The organism is Waltera acetigignens (genome assembly GCF_025567015.1).
Lineage (GTDB): Bacteria > Bacillota > Clostridia > Lachnospirales > Lachnospiraceae > Acetatifactor > Acetatifactor acetigignens.
This window is the reverse complement of record NZ_JAOQJO010000001.1, coordinates 481,205-501,473: the sequence shown is the minus strand read 5'-3', so window position 1 is coordinate 501,473 and position 20,269 is coordinate 481,205. Positions and strand designations below refer to the sequence as shown.

15 protein-coding genes are annotated in these 20,269 nt (G+C 47.2%); 11 read left to right on the top strand and 4 right to left on the bottom strand.

Features of this window, described 5'->3' with window-relative positions:
• Positions 1-126 precede the first annotated feature (126 nt).
• From OCV96_RS02325 to OCV96_RS02315, 3 genes are all read left to right on the top strand, one after another.
• The gene (locus OCV96_RS02325) at positions 127-1,419 is read left to right on the top strand and encodes an adenylosuccinate synthase (RefSeq protein WP_262593386.1); all 1,293 of its coding nucleotides are present in this window, start codon (positions 127-129) and stop codon (positions 1,417-1,419) included.
• A gap of 275 nt (positions 1,420-1,694) precedes the next feature.
• Positions 1,695-2,603 (top strand): LysR family transcriptional regulator, encoded by a 909-nt coding sequence (locus OCV96_RS02320; RefSeq protein ID WP_022312299.1) that lies wholly within the window; start codon positions 1,695-1,697, stop codon positions 2,601-2,603.
• Positions 2,604-2,679: 76 nt separating this feature from the next.
• On the top strand, positions 2,680-3,285 hold the full coding sequence (locus OCV96_RS02315) for an HAD family hydrolase (protein ID WP_022312298.1): 606 nt from the start codon (positions 2,680-2,682) through the stop codon (positions 3,283-3,285).
• Positions 3,286-3,570: 285 nt separating this feature from the next.
• Here OCV96_RS02315 and OCV96_RS02310 read toward each other — a convergent pair whose 3' ends face one another.
• Positions 3,571-3,852, bottom strand: coding sequence for a hypothetical protein (locus OCV96_RS02310; RefSeq protein WP_022312297.1), 282 nt, complete (start codon positions 3,850-3,852; stop codon positions 3,571-3,573).
• A 240-nt stretch (positions 3,853-4,092) separates the two neighbouring features.
• A complete protein-coding gene (locus OCV96_RS02305; protein ID WP_022312296.1) occupies positions 4,093-5,391 on the bottom strand; it encodes an HlyC/CorC family transporter in 1,299 nt (432 codons plus the stop codon).
• Between the two features lie 148 nt (positions 5,392-5,539).
• Here OCV96_RS02305 and OCV96_RS02300 point away from each other — a divergent pair, with 148 nt between their 5' ends.
• The 4 genes from OCV96_RS02300 (at position 5,540) to secD (ending at position 10,176) form a co-directional block, all read left to right on the top strand.
• Positions 5,540-5,920 (top strand): TIGR04086 family membrane protein, encoded by a 381-nt coding sequence (locus tag OCV96_RS02300; RefSeq protein ID WP_022312295.1) that lies wholly within the window; start codon positions 5,540-5,542, stop codon positions 5,918-5,920.
• A 158-nt stretch (positions 5,921-6,078) separates the two neighbouring features.
• A complete protein-coding gene (gene scfA, locus OCV96_RS02295; RefSeq protein ID WP_022154192.1) occupies positions 6,079-6,222 on the top strand; it encodes a six-cysteine ranthipeptide SCIFF in 144 nt (47 codons plus the stop codon).
• A gap of 278 nt (positions 6,223-6,500) precedes the next feature.
• Positions 6,501-7,898 (top strand): thioether cross-link-forming SCIFF peptide maturase, encoded by a 1,398-nt coding sequence (gene scfB / locus OCV96_RS02290; protein WP_117464732.1) that lies wholly within the window; start codon positions 6,501-6,503, stop codon positions 7,896-7,898.
• A 16-nt stretch (positions 7,899-7,914) separates the two neighbouring features.
• Entirely contained in the window at positions 7,915-10,176 is a 2,262-nt protein-coding gene (gene secD / locus OCV96_RS02285; protein WP_118537321.1) for a protein translocase subunit SecD, read from the top strand.
• Positions 10,177-10,252: 76 nt separating this feature from the next.
• Here secD and OCV96_RS02280 read toward each other — a convergent pair whose 3' ends face one another.
• Positions 10,253-11,071, bottom strand: coding sequence for an Rpn family recombination-promoting nuclease/putative transposase (locus OCV96_RS02280; protein WP_262593385.1), 819 nt, complete (start codon positions 11,069-11,071; stop codon positions 10,253-10,255).
• A 228-nt stretch (positions 11,072-11,299) separates the two neighbouring features.
• Between OCV96_RS02280 and recJ the strand changes: the two genes are divergently transcribed.
• The gene (recJ, locus tag OCV96_RS02275) at positions 11,300-13,063 is read left to right on the top strand and encodes a single-stranded-DNA-specific exonuclease RecJ (protein ID WP_118537319.1); all 1,764 of its coding nucleotides are present in this window, start codon (positions 11,300-11,302) and stop codon (positions 13,061-13,063) included.
• Positions 13,064-13,498: 435 nt separating this feature from the next.
• Complete coding sequence (locus OCV96_RS02270; RefSeq protein WP_118502581.1) at positions 13,499-14,176, top strand: YitT family protein; 678 nt, start codon at positions 13,499-13,501, stop codon at positions 14,174-14,176.
• Here the strand turns inward: OCV96_RS02270 and OCV96_RS02265 are convergent.
• Positions 14,166-16,313: a hypothetical protein gene (locus OCV96_RS02265; RefSeq protein WP_262593384.1), complete on the bottom strand. Its 2,148-nt coding sequence runs from the start codon at positions 16,311-16,313 to the stop codon at positions 14,166-14,168. The two genes, OCV96_RS02270 and OCV96_RS02265, sit on opposite strands and share 11 nt — an antisense overlap.
• A gap of 157 nt (positions 16,314-16,470) precedes the next feature.
• Between OCV96_RS02265 and OCV96_RS02260 the strand changes: the two genes are divergently transcribed.
• A complete protein-coding gene (locus OCV96_RS02260) occupies positions 16,471-17,988 on the top strand; it encodes a UDP-N-acetylmuramoyl-L-alanyl-D-glutamate--2,6-diaminopimelate ligase (protein WP_262593383.1) in 1,518 nt (505 codons plus the stop codon).
• 13 nt (positions 17,989-18,001) lie between these two features.
• On the top strand, positions 18,002-20,266 hold the full coding sequence (gene priA, locus OCV96_RS02255; protein WP_262593382.1) for a replication restart helicase PriA: 2,265 nt from the start codon (positions 18,002-18,004) through the stop codon (positions 20,264-20,266).
• Positions 20,267-20,269: the final 3 nt, after the last annotated feature.

Genomic DNA, 20,269 nt, shown 5'->3' with positions numbered 1-20,269 from the left:
TATACCATAAAGTGTTGTATACTGTAAAGGTGTGAGAAAGAGAAGCAGGAGTTTCTTTGGATCACCCGGAATAAGATATTGGATGTAGATTTATCACAGAAACTGTGGTAAAGAATGGAGGAAAACATGGTAAAGGCAGTTGTAGGAGCCAACTGGGGCGACGAAGGAAAAGGAAAGATCACAGATATGCTGGCAGAGAAAGCGGACATTATCGTACGTTTTCAGGGCGGCGCGAATGCAGGACATACCATCGTGAACAATTATGGTAAATTTGCTCTGCACACCCTTCCTTCCGGTGTATTTTACAATCATACCACCAGCGTGATTGGTAACGGTGTGGCATTAAACATTCCGATCCTGATGAAAGAGATCAAGTCTATCACAGACAGAAATGTTCCCATGCCCAAGATTCTGGTGTCTGATCGTGCACAGATGGTAATGCCTTACCATATTTTATTTGATCAGTATGAAGAGGAGAGACTGGGCGGTAAGTCCTTCGGATCTACCAAGTCCGGTATCGCACCTTTCTATTCTGATAAGTATGCGAAGATCGGTTTCCAGGTAAGTGAGCTGTTTGATGAAGAACTGCTGCAGGAAAAAGTACAGCGTGTCAGTGAGATGAAGAATGTCATCTTAGAGCATCTGTATCACAAGCCCCTGATCGATCCCGCAGAGCTGTTAAATACCCTGCATGAGTATCGAGATATGATCGCACCTTTTGTATGCGATGTATCCGCATTCTTAGATAAGGCACTGAAAGAGGGCAAGACCATTCTGTTAGAGGGCCAGTTAGGAACCATGAAGGATCCGGATCACGGAATTTACCCCATGGTAACTTCTTCCTCCACGTTGGCAGCTTACGGCGCCATCGGTGCAGGTATCCCTCCTTATGAGATCAAGCAGATCGTTACCGTAAGTAAGGCATATTCCTCTTCCGTAGGAGCAGGTGCTTTCGTATCTGAGATCTTCGGTGACGAAGCAGATGAATTACGTCGCCGCGGCGGTGACGGCGGTGAGTTCGGTGCAACTACCGGACGTCCCAGACGTATGGGATGGTTCGACTGTGTTGCCACCAAGTACGGCTGTCGTCTGCAGGGCGCTACCGATGTGGCATTTACCGTACTGGATGCACTGGGATATCTGGATGAGATCCCTGTATGTGTAGGGTATGAGATCGACGGTGAAGTTACCACTGATTTCCCTGTTACCTACAAGCTGGAAAAGGCAAAGCCCGTACTGAAAAAGCTCCCTGGCTGGAAGTGCGATATCCGCGGTATCCGCAACTTCGATGAACTGCCGGAGAACTGCAGAAAGTATGTGGAATTCATTGAGGAGCAGATCGGATTCCCTATCACCCTGGTCAGCAACGGCCCGGGAAGGGAAGATATCATCTATCGTGAGAGTCCTTTGAAGAAATAAATGCTGTCAAATGCGGAGAGATAGGATAATCTTTGATGGAAAAAACATGTGTAAAATGTGAATGAGAATGGAAAGGGCATGGTGCTGGTATGAGATCAGCCCGTGTCCTTTTTGGTATACGATGAATCCGGCAGGAATTTTGATTACACAGTATCTGGCTGAATGCAAGCATTCGCAGAACGCAGTTTTGCATGGCTCTGAATAGCTACAGATTTTTACTGTGAAGGAACAAAAACCAGTGTCTGATAGTAATTTTGAGATGGAGACAGCGAGATATGATCAATAATCTGGAAGCGTATAAAGTATTTTATTATGTGGCAAAATGTGGGAGTGTGACCAAAGCGGCCGGGGAACTGTCAATTTCACAGCCGGCGGTCAGTCAGGCCATCAAGCAGCTGGAAAATACCCTGGATGCCGCCCTGTTCCACCGGGCGGCCAAGGGAGTACGGCTGACCAGTGAGGGAGAACTGTTGTATTCCTATGTGGCAAAAGGGTACGAACAGATCGAAATGGGTGTGAAGAAGGTTCACCAGATGCAGAATATGGAACTGGGAGAAGTCCGCATCGGTGCCAGCGATATGACATTGCAGTTTTATCTGCTTCCCTATCTGGAAAAGTTCCATGAACAGTACCCCGGGATCAAGGTGATCGTCACCAATGCGCCGACACCGGAGACATTGAATTATTTAAGAGAGGGACACATTGACTTCGGAATTGTCAGTACGCCGTTTCCGGAGAGACCTGATATTCAGATGATACCGGTGCGGGAGATTGAGGATGTCTTCGTGGCGGGAAGAAGATTTTTCAGCTACAAGAACCGGACGCTGGATTTTCAGAAACTGGAAAGTCTGCCTCTTATTTTCCTGGAAAAAAATACCAGCAGCCGCAGCTACATGGATGAATTTCTGGCGGGAAACGGGGTATATGTGCAGCCGGAGTTCGAACTGGCCACCAGTGATATGATCGTACAGTTTGTGAGACGAAATCTGGGTGTTGGCTGTGTGATGCGGGATTTTGCCAGAGATTATGTGGAATCCGGCTTGCTTTTCGAACTTAGATTCAATAAAATAATACCGAAGCGTCAATTCTGTGTCGTTAGGAACACGAAGATGCCTATGGCTCCGGCTGCGGAGAAACTGTTGGAGATCATGGAGCTGGACAGACAGGAAGAAGCGAAGATATAAAAGTGACGGCAAAAAGAGGATATACCGGCGGAAACGGAACTGCTTTGACTAGTAAAACGAATAGGAGAGAAGAGTTATGATACGCAATATAATTTTTGACATTGGCAATGTGTTGACAGACTATCGCTGGGAGGGATTTCTGGCGGACAAGGGATTTGATGCGGAAATGATCAAAAAAATCGCAAAGGCATCTATTATGCATCCGCTGTGGGCAGAGTATGACCGCGGTACCTGGACGGACGAGCAGGTTCTGGCTGCATTTGTAAAGGATGCACCGGAACTGGAGAAAGAACTGCATCAGGCGTTCGAGAATATCGCTGGCATGGTAACCCCCAGAGCTTACGCTATTCCCTGGTTACAGGAACTGAAAGCAAAGGGATACCATGTGTATTATCTGTCCAACTTCTCACACAAGGCAGAGACAGAATGTGCGGAAGCGTTGAATTTCCTGCCGGAGATGGAAGGTGGCATCCTGTCCTACAAGGATCAGCTGATCAAGCCCGAACCGGAGATCTACCAGCTGCTTCTGAAACGCTATGGATTAAAGGCAGATGAGAGCGTTTTCCTGGATGATACGCTGGTGAATGTGAAGGCGGCCGAAGAACAGGGTATCCACGGCATCCACTTCCTGACCAAAGAGCAGGCGGAAGAGGAACTGCGTAAGCTCGGCGTGGACTGCTAAATGGTTCGTAGTGGAGCGAGCCTTAGACCGGACGAACTCCCGAAGTGGCAGAAAGCCCTCTGACAGACATCTGCCTGAGGGCTTTCTGCCACTTCGGGAGTTCTGTTTGTATTCAAAACACCAATTTCTACGAAAAAAATACAAAAACATAAGATTTTTCTATGTAAAAAGTCTCTATTTTCGCTACACAAGCAAAATAAAGAAATTCCGTACAAAAAATCCTGATTTCGGAACTTTTTTGTACGGAATTCGTTGTTTTGGGGCTTTTTGCACCAAACTAACTTGCTATTTATTTTCGTTCTCCTTTTCTTCCGGATGGAAGTCTGCGAAGGTGGAGCGGTTTGTCAGTTTTCCAAACATCCAGGTGTAGATCCAGATGAGAAGAGGGATGGCCACGGTGGCTAGCAGGCAGGTGGCGAATAGCGCGTGGCTGGCGGAGCTGTCGAAGATCGCCGCAAAAAGCGTCACGACATATAAAAGCACCAGCAGAATAATTCCAATGATCGCGAAGATCTGTTTGGAAGTCATTTTTGTTTTCTTGTTTTGTGTATTTTTATCCTGTGACATTTGTATTCCTTTCGTTATTCCCATTCATAATTCACAAAAGAGCGGAAGTGCCGGTGCGGTTCGTGGATCGCAAAAGCTGCGGGAGTGCCGGTGCGGTTCGTGGATCGCAAAAGCTGCGGGAGTGCCGGTGCAGTTCGTGGACCTCAAAAGAGCGGAAGTGCCGGTGCGGTTCGTGGATCGCAAAAGCTACGGGAGTGCCAGGACTGTCCGTGTGCCTCAGGGACTGCGGAACCGTCAGAGTTATTCGTGATTCTCAGAGGTCTCGGAACTGTGTTCCACATGTTCTTCGTTGGGTTCTGGAATCGTCATCAGTACCTTGATGATACGGTTCTGGTCGATACCCTGTACCTTCAAGTGAATACCGTTCTCCAGGGTAACTTCCTCACCATCCTCCGGCAGACGATCCAGACAGTCGATGATCAGACCGCCGATGGAGTCATAATCTTCACTGGTCAGATTTGTTCCAAGAACGTCGTTGATGTCATCCAGCTTCATGCTGCCTTCCACCAGATAAGTATCTTCTGACATCTTCTGGATCAGTTCTTCCTCGTCCTCATCGTATTCGTCACGGATCTCACCGACGATCTCTTCTAACAGATCCTCCAGAGTGATCATACCAACGGTAGCACCGTATTCATTCAATACGAAAGAGACATTGGTGGTCTTTTCCCGCATCTCATACATGAGGTCTGCGATTTTCTTGTACTCGTAAGTATAGTAAGCATCACGCAAAATGTTTCCCACATGGAAAGCACTCTGATCCTCCGTCAGGATAAAGTCCTTGATATTGATCAGACCGATAATATTGTCCTTGTCATCCTCATAGACCGGAAGCCTGGTATACATGGAATCCCGGAAAACTGCCAGAACATCGTCATAAGTAGCATCCAGACTGACCGTTACCATATTGATGCGTGGAATCATGATATCCTTGGCGTGGGCATCGGAAAAATCGAACACATTGTAGATCAGCTTGCGTTCCTCGGATTCGATGACACCGTCCTCATGACTGACGTCCACGTAGGTTTTCAGCTCGCTTTCAGTCATGGTGCTGGCTTTTTTGTTGGGATCGATATGTAACAGCTTCATGATACCGTGGGACAGCAGATCCACAATGAAGATGACCGGCGTGAGCACCTGCATCAGAAAATAGATTACATTGCAATATGTCAGGGCCAGCTTCTCAGAATACAGTATTGCCCAGGTCTTGGGTACGATTTCGCCGCAGAGCAGCACGACAATGGTCAGAACACCGGTTGCGATACCTACAGCCAGATTGATTCGCATAGCTAATGTTGTTGCCAGGGAAGATGCAGTCAGATTGACAATATTGTTGCCGATCAGAATGGTACTGATCATTTTACTGTAATTGTCCAGGACTTTGTTGACGCGTGCAGCACGCTTGCTGCCTTCCTCTTCCAGGGTACGCATCCGTACACGGTTGACCGTGGACAGCGCAGTCTCGGCAGAAGAGAAAAAGCCGGATAGAAAAATCAGAATTACGATAGAAACAAGTTGTATGACACCAGAGGTATCCAAAAAAGTTCACTCCTTCTTAAATAATAGTAGTAGGCATAAGCCCCATTTATAAGTTATTAAGCAACAATATACAATAGGACAGGAATAGTTGTCAAGTTTTCCGAATGATTTGAATATACATTTTACATAGGTAAAAAGGAGGAGCAACATGGAAAAAAGAGGCGAGAGAAAAGAAGGGGTTCCGGTGCTTGCACTGGCAAAATGTCTGCTGGCATCCTATGTGCTGACACTGTTGCTTTTATGTCTGTTGGCACTTTTATTGTATAAATTGCATCTGACGGAAGGAATGGTGACCATTGCAATCTCTGCTATTTATGTCATAACTACCTTTATGGCGGGATTTTTGGCAGGAAAAAAGATGAAGACGCAGAAGTTTCTTTGGGGAGCACTGCTAGGGGCAGCATATTTCGTGATACTGGCGGTGGTATCCGTATTGATCAAAACGCCGGAAACTGCATTGGGCAATTCCTTCTGGACCACAATGGTATTGTGTGTGGCCGGGGGGACACTGGGCGGAATGTTAGGGTAAAATACAGAAATGGACAGGAATTTAACGGTTTTTGAGAAAAAAAGCTTTTACAAATGCCAAATACATGATATAATGAGCAAAAATGAGTTGCGTGTCTGTATGTTTATATACACGCTGGCGTCTATAGGCGCTTTGAAATCATAAGGAGGCTATTTTTAATGAAGCATATTAAGACTTTAACAACCAGAGATTTAAAGGAATCTATGAAAAAGGGCGGCTGCGGCGAGTGCCAGACTTCCTGCCAGTCTGCATGTAAGACTTCCTGCACTGTAGGAAACCAGAGTTGTGAAAAGATTAAATAATCTAAGAAAATGAGAAGAGACTAACGTAAGCAGCGATTCAGGTCGCTGCTTATTCTCTGTTAACTATTCGGAGCTGGAGATGACAGCGTATTCTTTGTCGGATGCTTGCATACGTAAGAAGATACGTCCGGCAAAATACGGCGAAGTAACCACATGAGCAAATAACATGCAGGCATGTTATTCAGGAAAGTCCGGAGGATGATTTTGCGAATGGGGTTCCGATAGTTAATGTTAATGTATTTTAAGCAATAAGAAGTAGAAAGAAGAGGAATAGAACTGTGATACACCAGTATAAGAGCAACGGCTATAATATCGTTATGGATGTGAACAGTGGTTCTGTCCATGTGGTAGATGATATTGTGTATGATATGATTCCGCTGGTAGAGCCTCTGGTGACAGAAGGTATCAAGGATGCGGACACCATCAAGGCTGCTGTACTGAATCTTGCAAATATCCCCTATCCCCAGGAAGAGATCACCGAAGCGGTGGACGAGGTCCTGGAACTGGAGAAGGCAGGACAGCTGTTTGCTCCCGATATTTATGAGAATTACATTTTTGATTTTAAGAAGCGTCAGACCGTAGTCAAGGCACTGTGCCTGCACATTGCCCATGACTGTAACCTTGCCTGCAGATATTGCTTTGCGGAAGAGGGTGAGTACCACGGCAGAAGAGCACTGATGAGCTTTGAGGTCGGCAAAAAGGCACTGGATTTCCTGGTAGCCAATTCCGGCAACCGTGTGAACCTGGAAGTGGATTTCTTCGGCGGCGAACCACTGATGAACTGGGATGTGGTAAAGCAGCTGGTAGAATACGGCAGAAGCTTAGAGAAGTCCAACAATAAAAAGTTCCGTTTTACCCTGACTACCAATGGTATCTTATTAAATGATGAGATCCTGGAGTTCGTGAATAAGGAAATGGGTAATATCGTGCTGAGTATCGATGGACGTAAGGAGATCAACGACAAGATGCGTCCTTTCCGTGGCGGACAGGGCAGCTATGACATCATTGTTCCCAAGTTCCAGAAGGTAGCGGAGAGCAGAGACCAGATGAACTATTATGTGCGTGGTACGTTCACCCACAATAATCTCGATTTCTCCAAGGACGTTCTGCATCTGGCAGATCTGGGATTCAAACAGATCTCCGTGGAGCCCGTTGTGGCACAGCCTACGGATGATTATGCCATCAGAGAAGAGGATCTTCCGATCTTAAAGGAAGAATACGATAAACTGGCAGTAGAAATGATCAAGCGTAAGAAAGAGGGCAAGGCTTTCAATTTCTTCCACTTTATGATCGATCTGCAGGGCGGTCCCTGCGTAGCCAAGAGACTCTCCGGCTGCGGATCCGGTACCGAATATCTGGCGGTTACTCCCTGGGGAGACTTGTATCCCTGCCATCAGTTCGTGGGTAACGAGAAGTTCCTCATGGGCAATGTGGATACCGGTGTGGTAAGAGATGATATCCGTGACGAGTTCAAATGCTGTAATGTCTATGCAAAGGACAAGTGTAAGAAGTGTTTTGCCAAGTTCTATTGTAGCGGCGGATGTGCTGCGAACTCCTATAATTTCCATGGCAATATCAATGATGCGTATGACATCGGCTGTGAGCTGCAGAGAAAGCGTATCGAATGTGCTATCATGCTGAAGGCTGCGGAAGCAGCAGAAGCTTCAGAAGAATAGAAAGGACAAAGGAAAGATGAAAAAAAGTAAAGCAATCATCATTCTGCTCTGCGCCCTTCTGGTCCTGCTGGGTGTCGGCTATGTGGATCTGTATGGCGTAGATGCGGAAGGAACTGCCAGTGCTTCAGACATAAGTCTGGGACTGGATCTGGCCGGTGGTGTCAGTATCACTTATCAGGTGGTAGGCGATGAAGAGCCGGATGCAACGGACATGGCAGATACTATTGCCAAGCTGCAGAAGCGTGTTGAGAACTACAGTAAAGAGGCTATTGTATACCAGGAGGGTACCGATCGTATCAATATCGAGATTCCCGGTGTAACAGATGCCAACAAGATCCTGGAAGAGTTGGGACGTCCCGGTTCCCTGTATTTCATTGCAGAGACAGACAAGGACGGCAATACGAACTACTCTATGCAGGCAGTAACCGATGCACAGGGCAATGTAAGCTATGCGTACGCTCTGAATAAGACCATCGATGAACTGAAGGCAGATGGATCCATCATGCTGGAGGGTACAGATGTCAAGACTGCTACCGCAGGCTCTATCAAGGACCAGACGATGGGCAATTCCACTTATGCGGTAGATCTGGTGATGACGGAGGAAGGCACTAAGAAGTTTGAAGAGGCTACCAGAAATGCTTACGAGAAGGGCGAGACCCTGGGTATCTATTATGATGGATCCTTTGTAAGTGTTCCTTCCGTAAAAGGTGTGTTCTCCGATGGTAATGCACAGATCTCTCCTATGAACTCCTATGAAGAGGCAGAGAGCCTGGCTTCCACCATCCGTATCGGTGGACTGAAGCTGGAGCTGGAAGAGCTGCATTCCAAGGTAGTTGGTGCACAGTTGGGTGTGGAAGCAATCTCCACCAGTTTAAAAGCAGCTGTGATCGGATTTATCGTAGTGGCTGTTTTCATGATTGCAGTATATTTCCTGCCCGGATTTGCTTCTGTCATTGCACTGGGTATTTATGTGGCATTGGTAGTATTGCTGCTGAACGGCTTTGACATAACCCTGACCCTGTCCGGTATCGCAGGTATCATCCTGTCTATCGGCATGGCAGTGGATGCCAACGTTATCGTATTTGCCCGTATCCGTGAGGAACTGGCAACAGGCAAGACTGTTAAGAGTGCTATGCAGATCGGTTATGACAAGGCACTGTCCGCTATTATCGACGGTAACGTGACTACCCTGATCGCAGCGGCAGTGCTGTGGCTGTTAGGCCCCGGTACTGTCAAAGGCTTCGCACAGACGCTGGCACTTGGTATCGTATTATCCATGTTCACTGCACTGGTAGTGACCAAGTACATTATGAAAGCTTTCTACGCACTGGGACTGAAAGATACTAAGTGGTATGGTATCGGCAAGGAGCACAAGCCGATCAACTTCCTCGGCAAGAAGGGTATTTTCTTTGGACTGTCTCTGGCAGTGATCCTGGTTGGATTCATTACCATGGGAGTATATAAAGTAAACAGTGGTGATGCACTGAACTACAGTCTGGAGTTCAAGGGCGGTACCGCAACTACTGTTACATTCAACGAAAGCTATACCCTGGATGAGATCAATAGCCAGATGGTTCCTCTGATCGAGAGCACCACCGGCAGTGCAGTACAGATCCAGACCGTGCAGGGTTCCAATGAAGTTATCTTCAAGACCAACTCTCTGGATGTGGATCAGAGACAGGCTCTGAATCAGGTATTTGTGGATAACTTCGGCGTAGATGAGTCTCTGATTACTTCCGAGACCATCAGCTCCACCATCAGTAATGAAATGAAGTCCGATACGATCCTGGCGGTAGCAGTAGCAATCATCTGCATGCTGATCTATATCCGCTTCCGTTTCAGCGATATCCGTTTCGGTGTCAGCAGTATTGCCTGCCTGCTCCATGACGTGCTGGTAGTGATCACCTTCTACGCACTGGCGAGAGTATCCGTCAGCAATACTTTTATCGCGTGTCTGCTGACCATCGTAGGTTACTCCATCAACGCCACCATCGTAGTATTCGACCGTGTACGTGAGAATATGGCAGTCATGACGAAGAAGGATGACCTGCAGGAGGTTGTAAACCGCAGTATTACGCAGACATTATCCAGAAGCTTATTTACCTCCCTTACCACCTTGGTAATGGTAGGTGCTCTGTACATCTGGGGTGTGACCAGTATCCGTGATTTTGCATTGCCTTTGATGGTAGGTATCATCTGCGGTGCTTATTCCTCCGTATGCGTGGCAGGTGCTCTGTGGTATGTACTGAGAAAGAAATTCGCGCCGAAGGCAAAATAAGATTTCACATAGTAGAATGGAATCAAAAAAGGAGTCGGAATGAAATGTTCCGGCTCCTTTTAAAGTTAAGTTATGGTTATACATTCTGCTGCAAACTGGCAAGTTCCTTTTTCAGAGATTCAATCTCTGCGTCTTTCGCGGCATTCTCGGCAGTCAGAGTATCAATCTTCTTCAGCAGATACTGTTCCTGGAGTTCAGCATCCATTCGTGCCTGACAACGTTGTCTGACCATATCGTCCGCATTCAGATTATATAAAGTCTTTGTCGCTTCCATAAGGTATTCATCGTTTTTTGCAGTCATAAGAATTTCCTCCCATGAAATAGACCGGAACAAAGCAGCCCATTTATCAATGCCATATGCTTTGTCAGCTTCGGTAGCCAATTCTATATGCTTTAAGTCTACCACAGAAAGTGTGAGTTTGTCACTATATTCAAAATGATCCTTAAGATTCAGTAATCGATATGTAGCATAGAACTCAGGGTGTTCCGGGAACAGGGTGTAGTCTAAAAAACCAATGTGAATTACAGGTTTTAATTCAGAATAATTTTGTCCTTTATTTAGTTGATCAAAGTTACGGCACAGATAACTCAGGGAACGTTCCGGCCAGTTGTATAGGTTATTCACCTGCATTTCCAAATTTATGAGAGTATTATTGTTCAACAAGACATTGGTATCGAGAACAAAATCTTTGTCTTCAATAGTTGCACCTAAAGTGATTGGATTGGTAATGGTGACGGACTTAATTCCGGATGGTGGCAGATGGAGCAGAGAACTGATGAGACCGATCAGAGCCTTTTGACTTAGCTGCAGGGCAGCGCGGAACATATAGTCATTGCGGAAACCGTAGTCAATAGGACCGGTAAGGTTCATGGAAAATACTTGTTTGTGTTTCATAGGCAGAATCCTCCTTAGTGCAATTAAAAGTTGCTTGAAAAATGGCGAAACGCCGGATGTAAGAAATTTAAAATAGAAATTGAATTGACTATAGCATAAAAAGAGAAGATGCACAAGAATTTTTATGGTACAATGTAATGAGTCTCAGGGAAAAACAATCGGCTGTGAAGCAGAATGTAGAGTGCGAAAGCACGAATACGTGAGCAAAATTATGAAAGTGGGAAAAGTATGGAAAAATGGTATGTAGCCGCAAAAAAGGCAGATTTTGATAAATGGGCGAAGGAATTTCATATCAGTCCGGTGACGGCGAGAATCCTAAGAAACCGGGATCTGACGGAAGAGAGTGAGATACAGAAATTCCTCTACGGGAAACTGGAAGATTGTTATTCTCCCTGGCTGTTAAAGGATATGGATAAGGCAGCGGAGGAAATTCTAAAAGCGGTAAGGGAAGGGCTGCATATCCGGGTCATCGGGGATTATGATGTGGATGGAATCTGTTCTTCCTATATTCTGACCAAAGGTTTTCAGATGCTGGGGGCTCAGGTGGACACGGCGATTCCCCACAGAATCCATGACGGCTATGGATTGAACGAGCATCTGATAGAAGAGGCCAAAAGAGAAGGTGTCGGTATGATCGTGACCTGCGATAACGGAATTGCAGCGGCACCCCAGATCGCAATGGCAAATTCTCTCGGCATGCGGGTGATCGTTACAGATCATCATGAAGTTCCATATATAGAAGAAAACGGAGAGCGGAAGGAACAGCTGCCTCCGGCGCTGGCAGTGGTGGATCCCAAGAGAGCAGACGATACGTATCCTTTTTCCGGCATTTGTGGTGGCGTGGTAGCACTGAAACTGATCCAGGCGATCACGGAAAAGACAGGAAATCCGGGACTTGTAAATATTCAGGAGGAGTTACTGGAATTTGCAGCACTGTCTACCGTATGCGATGTTATGGAGTTAAAAGATGAGAATCGCATTCTGGTGAAGGAAGGGTTGAAGCGTATCCAGAAGGGATATAACGAAGGCTTGAAGGCGCTGATGGAAGTGAATGATATTGCGCCAGACCGGCTGAGCGCCTATCATCTGGGATTTGTGCTGGGACCCTGCCTGAATGCCACGGGAAGACTGGATACTGCCAAACGGGCATTGGAACTGCTGCAGAGCTTTACCAGGGCGGATGCCATGACCGCGGCGAGAGAGCTGAAAGACCTGAATGAGAGCCGCAAGAACCTGACAGTACAGGGAATTCAGAGAGCGGATGAGTATATTCAGGAACATCATATGGCAGAAGATAAAGTTATGGTGATCTATCTGCCGGAGGTACATGAGAGCATTGCCGGTATTATTGCCGGAAAAGTCAGAGAAAAATACCATCATCCGGTCTTCATTCTGACCAAGGGAGAAGATGGAGTTAAGGGTTCCGGACGATCCATAGAAGCCTATCACATGTATGATGCCATGACGCAGGTAAAAGAGTATTTTACCAAGTACGGCGGTCATAAGCTGGCAGCAGGCCTTTCCATGCGAGAAGAGGATATTGAACCGCTGAGAGCTGCTTTGAATAAAAAATGCACTTTGACGGAGGATGATTTTATTCCGAAAGTACATATCGATGTAGCAATGCCCATGGGGTATGCGGATGATGCGCTGGCGGGAGAGTTTGCCCTGTTGGAGCCTTTCGGCACCGGGAATCCACGTCCTTTGTTTGCCCAGAAGGGGCTGGTCTTTCAGGCGGGCTTTAAAATGGGTGCCAACAAGACCTGTGCCAGATTCCGGGTGAAGACACCGGAGGGTACGACACAGACGGTGGTATTTTTTGGAGATCTGGAGAAACTGGGAGCTTTCCTGGATGAAAAATACGGTGTTGGAAGTGAAGAGGCACTTTATGCCGGGAAAGGGAATTTCCCATTGTCCGTGGTATATCAGGTCAGCCAGAATACCTATAAGGGGAAAACAGAAGTACAGTTCGTCATGCAGAACTATTGTTAAATTTTTTATTTTTTGAACACAAAATGGACACATTTTCTCTGTAATATGTATTTCAGATAGTTGATGAACTCACTATCTCCCCCCCTCATAAGAAACCGAAAAGCCTTAGGTACGATGCCTGAGGCTTTTTGGTGTCCGGAGAGAAACTTACCGCAGTTTATAAAACCTCAAGACACATTTTAGAATTAAGTTAGAATTCGTACACACTCTGTACACATTTACCCTGTAATATGTATTTCAGATAGTTGATGAACTCACTATCTCCCCCCCTCATAAGAAAATCGTAAGGCCTCAGGCGCAACAGCCTGGGGCTTTACGATGTCTGGAAAAGCAAAATAGTTTCTGATAATGCTTGACACCACCCGAAAGTTATGGATTATAATATAAAAATATGGATAAAAATTATAAAAATATAGAAGGAATAGCAGCACAAAAATGAAAACACAGATTTACGAATGGAGACAGGCACTGAAAAATATTACCTTAAAAAATTGTGCCATAACTTTGTTGGGAAGTTTTATTCTGGCATTTGGATTATATAACGTGCACTCCATCTCCGGAGTAACGGAGGGTGGTGTGCTGGGAGCCACGTTGCTGTTGGAGCATTGGACAGGAATCTCTCCGGCGTTTACCGGAGGGATTATGAATATTTTATGTTATATCCTGGGATGGAAGCTGTTAGGCAAGGAATTTATCGCCTATTCGGCTCTGGCTACCGCAGGATTCTCAGGAACCTATAAAATCTGCGAGCAATTTCCTCATCTGTGGCCGGAACTGGCAAATATGCCCCTTCTGGCAGCACTGGTGGGAGCATTGTTCGTCGGTGTCGGTGCCGGACTGTGCGTGCGCATCGGCGGAGCCCCCAGCGGAGATGATGCCCTGGCCATGAGTATTTCCCATGCTACCGGCTGGAAGATCCAGTGGGTGTATCTGATGTCGGATCTGATCGTACTGGTAATGTCCTTAAGCTACATTCCGGTGAGACGTATCGGATATTCGTTGTTTACCGTGCTTATGTCCGGACAGCTGATCGGCCTGATCCAGAACTTCGGAAGTGCATCCCACAGTGATGCGGAGGGTCTTGCGACTTCCAAGTGTGAAATTATGGATTGATCTGGTAAATCTGAATTTCTCCGTTGTCAAAGATACAGGGCCAGGCGGAGCGGAAGTAGTTTTCATCGACAGCGTAACTTGCCCGTTCCCAGGAAGAGACTTCAATATAATCGATGTCGTAAGTACGGATCAGATCAGCAGAAACAGCGGGAGTCTCATAAATTGTCCGGAAATCTTCGTGATATTCTGTGTGATAGAGACCGTGCATTGCCAAAAAGGTTCCCGCCCCGTTTAACACATTGCGCCCTGCAAGGGCGGCAATTTCATTTACATGCCTGTTGTTGGTAAGAAAACGGGATGTGGGAGAGGTATTTTGCTCGACGAATGCTGCAGCTTCCACCTGTGCGGAAGAATAAGCGGTATAATCGGATATTACCTCTCTGCACAGGGTCAGAACGGCAGAAAAGGTGCAAAGAAATACCATGCCGATCATGCAGAGGTATCGTGAAGAGGCTTTTTTCAGAGAACGCAGGAAATCAATTCCGTAATCGGCACTGAGGCAGCAGACAAATATATAAGTTATATATAATAGTTTATTATTGTCATATGTGTTAGGGGTGAAGGAAATGATTTCCACAACAAACCACAGGAGAAATGCCCCGGACATCACATCAAAATCTTCTTTTTTACAATGAATCATGGCAGGGACGAACCATAGCAGGATCGCACCCCAGTTTTTCAGATAAAACCACAAATAAGTATCGCCCTGATTTCCCCAGTTAAAATGCCCCAGCAAAAAGCCGGATTGCGTTGTCTGGCCAAAAGTCCATTCCAATAACTGCGGAAGTGCAAGAAGCAGAAGCACACCAAAGAAAACTCCCCAGGTGGTCAAAAACTTCTGCAGTGTATCATTGTTTGTACTTTTACCGGAAAAGCACCGGTACAGTAAGGACAGACCGTATAGCACGAGGGATGCCGCAACAAGGATGCCAAAACGAAAGAGCAGTACAGGTGCAACGGCAGCAGAACTTTCGTTCAGAATTTCCAGAAGAATCATACAGGTCACGAAACATCCGAGCAGAACGGCTCCCGGATGCTCTACCGGGGAAGTATTATGCGGCACGGACCGGTAAAGGCACAGCAACATCCAACAGGCACTTAAGATCAGGATGGCAACGAAGGAATGGGTATGGATCATAGGTAATGCCCCTGCCAGGATGCCGGCAGGGAGAAAACATTCTTTTTCCCCGTTCCGGATGGCCCGAAGCAGCAGCCAGATGGCACAGAACAGGACCGCATAGCCAAAGAGTGTTGCACGCTGTGGCAGGAGCATATCTGCGATGATATTGACCCAGCGGATATTCCGGTCGACCAGATTGGTGGGGGTAGTGTAATAGCCGGTAAAAATATCACTGAATTTATAACCGCCTTCTCTGCTCCAGTCAATGAAATATACGAAGCCAAGACCGCCGTTATAGAAAAATAAGACCCAGGCAGCCAGAGATTTGGCGCGATCATGGAACAGAACATCGGCAATGGCGTAAAATCCCGTTATGACCTGGAAAAAGGCAAAATACATAGGGAGCATATAAGCATAGCGCAGGGATGCACCAAACAGGTAAATACTGGAAGAAATACTGTCGCACAGGAAAGGATAGCAGAGCCTATCCCAGGGAGAGATGGAGTAGTAAGGAGGGAAGGTCTGTTGATTGGCAATACTTGTAATGATTCCCAGGTGCATCTGCAGATCCCCATAAGTACACTGCCCCACATGAAGCCCGTCGTCTTTCGGCAGGATGGTGTGGGTGGATAACAAAATACAAAACAGAACAAAGGTACCGCCTGCCAGCAGAAGAAAGGCATAATTTCTGCGCAACAGCTGCCGGTAGTCTTTGTCGGGAGCAGTCGAAGATACTGCCGTGGCAGGATGGTAAAAGACATATAGCAGGACCAGACAAATGACTACGAAAAGCAGAGCCATAATATGAGCTGTCATGGAAAAACCGAAGAAGAAGGCAAACAGAGCAGGAATCCACTGCAACAGAACAGAGCCGGATACACTGCCGGTCAGCAGATGGAACAGAAGTCCCTTTTCAGGAAAAATACGTTTTATGTACAGAACCCCCACACATTGAAATAGAAGAAAATAAAGTGTGCCAAGGATATTTCCGAATGCAGATCCATAGAAACCGTTCATGAGAATTCCCCCTTAAATAAAAATCAGTAATATTATACCATTGCTTCGGAAAAAGCAAAAGATGCAACTAAATTTAAGGGTGGTACATTCTGAGAAAAAAGAGTAAAATAAAATACAGTATGTGAAAAAGATTCCTGAGAGAAAGGCGGATACCTCTATGGAAAAGGATAAGAATAAGATGGAAAACAAGAAATTAACAGAGCTTCTGGAGCACTTGGAATATGAGCTGGTACAGGGAACACTGGACAGAGAGATCCCTGCGGTGGTCTATGATTCCCGCAAGGTCGTTCCGGGATGCTTATTTCTCTGCATCGGCGGAGCAAATTTTGACGGTCATGATTTTGCTGCACAGGTGGCAGAGCAGGGAGCCGGAGTACTAGTGGTGCAAAAAGACGTGGAACTGCCAGAGAATGTGGATGTGACGGTGGTCAAAGTAGCGGATACCAGATATGCCATGGCATTTATTTCTGCGGCCTGGTTCGGCCATCCGGCAGAAAAGCTGAAAGTCATCGGTATCACGGGTACCAAAGGTAAGACAACGACCACCTATCTGGTAAAGTCCATTCTGGAAAATGCCGGCTATAAAGTGGGACTGGTGGGAACCATCGAAGTGATCATTGGAGACGAACATATCCATGCCAACAATACCACCCCGGAATCCTATCTGCTGCAGGAGTATTTTGCCCGTATGGTGGAGGCAGGACTGGATACGGTTGTGATGGAAGTATCCTCTCAGGCGCTGATGCTGCACCGTACGCAGGGCTTTGTGTTTGATTACGGTATTTTCACGAATCTGGAACCGGATCATATCGGTCCCAACGAGCATGCCAGCTTCGAGGAATATCTGCACTGCAAGGGATTATTGTTCAAACAGTGCAAGGTAGGTATTGTGAATGGTGACGATGAGCACTGGCAGGCAGTGACGGAAGGACATACCTGCACACTGGAGAACTTCGGAATGGGAGAGCACTGTATGCTCCGGGCGGAAGAACGGAAACTGGTGCATAAGCCCGGAGAACTGGGCGTGACTTTCCACGTAGCCGGACTGATGGATTTTGATGTGGAAGTGCCCATGCCCGGCAAATTCAGCGTGTACAATGCGCTGGCGGCTATTGCCATCTGCCGTCATTTCAAGGTAGATGAGGAAAACATTAAAAAGGCGCTGTTGCAGGCAAAGGTAAAAGGCCGTATCGAGATGATCAAGGTATCCGATCAGTTCACCCTGCTGATCGATTATGCCCACAATGCCATGGCACTGGAGAGTCTGCTGACCACGTTGCGGGAATATGAACCTCACAGACTGATCAGCCTGTTCGGCTGCGGAGGCAACCGTTCGAGACAGCGTCGTTTTGAGATGGGAGAGGTCAGCGGCAAGCTGGCGGATCTGACCATCATTACCTCCGACAATCCCCGTTTTGAGGAACCACAGGATATTATCGACGATATCAAGACAGGTATGGCAAAAACGGATGGAAATTATGTAGAGATCTGCGATCGTAAGGAAGCCATCACTTATGCTATCGAACACGGAGAACCCGGAGATATTATCGTGCTGGCAGGCAAGGGACATGAAGATTACCAGGAGATCCGCGGGGTGAAGCATCCCATGGATGAGAGAGATCTGATTCGGGATATTCTGGCGGAAGGACATATTCCGGGATCTGCAGCAAAATAATGAGGAAAACAGATTGAATACGTTATATGCGGATATCATTGTAGATATCTCCCACGAAAAACTGGATAGAACATTTCAATACCGGGTGCCGGAGAGTCTGCGGGGCAGACTGGAGCCGGGAGCCTGTGTCATGATCCCGTTTGGCAACGGCAATCGTCTCATCAAGGGTTACGTGGTGGCTTTGGGGGAAACGTGTCAGTTCGCTCCGGAGAAGATCAAGGATATCGCAGGAATGCCGGAAAAAGAGACCGGAGTGGAGGACAAAATGATTGCTCTGGCTGCCTGGATCCGTCGGAATTACGGCTGTACCATGATCCAGGCGCTGAAGACGGTACTGCCGGCAAAACAGTCGGTAAAAAAGCTGGAACACAGACAGCTGGTACGTCTGATGAACAGAGAAGAGATTTTGTCATTATTAGGAGAATGTGAACGGAAAAAACAGGTGGCCAAAGCAAGACTGTTAAAAGCCCTGTCAGAACAGGAGACGATTCCCTATGAGTGGATCACCGGAAAACTGGGGGTCAGTGCAGCCACGGTAAACAGTATTGTAAAAAGCGGCGCAGCAAAACTGGTCAGCTCTGAAAGCTACCGCAATCCGGTCAAAATGCAGTCCGTAGAGGCAGTGCGTAATACGCTGAGTGAGGAACAGCAGACCATCGTTACGGAAGTGCTTGCGGATTTTGATGCCGGAAGGAGACAGACCTATCTGATCCACGGCATCACCGGCAGCGGCAAGACGGAAGTATACATGCGGCTGATCGGAGAAATGATCGCGAGGGGACGGCAGGCTATTGTGCTGATTCCCGAGATCGCCCTGACTTATCAGACACTGCTGCGATTTTACCAGAGATTCGGTGATCGGGTCAGCGTGATGAATTCCACGTTATCCCCCGGGGAAAAATACGATCAGTGCGAACGGGCCAAAGCTGGAGAAATCGATGTGATCATCGGCCCAAGATCCGCACTTTTTACGCCGTTTCCGAATCTGGGACTGATCGTTATGGATGAGGAGCAGGAGAACAGCTATAAAAGTGAAAGTACTCCGAAATATCATGCCAGAGAGACTGCGCTGGAAGTGGCAAAACTGTACGGGGCCAGTGTAGTGCTGGGTTCAGCCACACCTTCCCTGGAGGCCTATTATCGTGCCGGTAGGGGAGAATACCGGCTGTTTCAACTGACAAAGCGGCTCACCGGCGGGGAACTTCCTACGGTGTACACGGTGGATCTCAGACAGGAACTGCAGGAGGGTAACCGTTCTATTTTCAGCAGAAAATTGCAGGAACTGATGACAGACCGGCTGAACAAGGGTCAGCAGACCATCCTGTTTTTAAACCGAAGAGGCTACGCGGGATTTGTGTCCTGCCGTTCCTGCGGTGAGGTCATGAAGTGTCCGCACTGTGATGTCTCTCTCTCGGAACATAAGGGAGGAAGGCTGATCTGTCATTACTGTGGTTATACACAGCCGATGCCGAAGCTTTGTCCCAAGTGTGGATCGAAATATATTCTGGGATTTAAGGCAGGTACCCAGCAGATCGAGGAAAAGCTAAAGGAGCTGTACCCCGGTGTGCGGACGTTACGCATGGATGCGGATACCACCCGGACGAAGGACAGCTATGAGAAAATATTATCCTCCTTCGCAAACGGGGAAGCGGACGTGCTGATCGGCACCCAGATGATCGTCAAGGGACATGATTTCCCCAAGGTGACACTGGTGGGGATCCTGGCGGCGGATCTGTCGTTAAATGCGTCGGATTACCGGGCGGGAGAGCGGACTTTCCAGCTTCTGACCCAGGCGGTGGGCCGGGCCGGCAGAGGGGTGCTCCCCGGGGAAGCGGTGATCCAGACCTATCAGCCGGATCATTACGCCATTACCTGTGCTGCGGCTCAGGATTATGAGAGCTTTTATCAGGAGGAGATTCTGTATAGAGAGCTGTCCGGCTACCCGCCGGTGGCTCATATGCTGGCAGTACAGATCTACGGGAAAGAGGAAGAAAATGTAAAACAGCTTGCCCTGAGACTGACAGATGTGGTAAAGTCTAATATGGACTTTTTGTCAGGAAAGCAAAAAGAACAGTCCAATAAGAAGATACAGGTACTGGGACCTGCCCCTGCCAACATCAGCAAGATCAATGATATCTACCGGTATGTGTTCTATGTGAAGCATGCGGAGTATGATGTCCTGGTGGAAGTAAAGGACAGACTGGAGGAAACTCTCAGACAGTGGCAGCCCAGACAGATGAGTATACAATTTGATTTTGACCCGGTAAGCGTGTTATAGGAG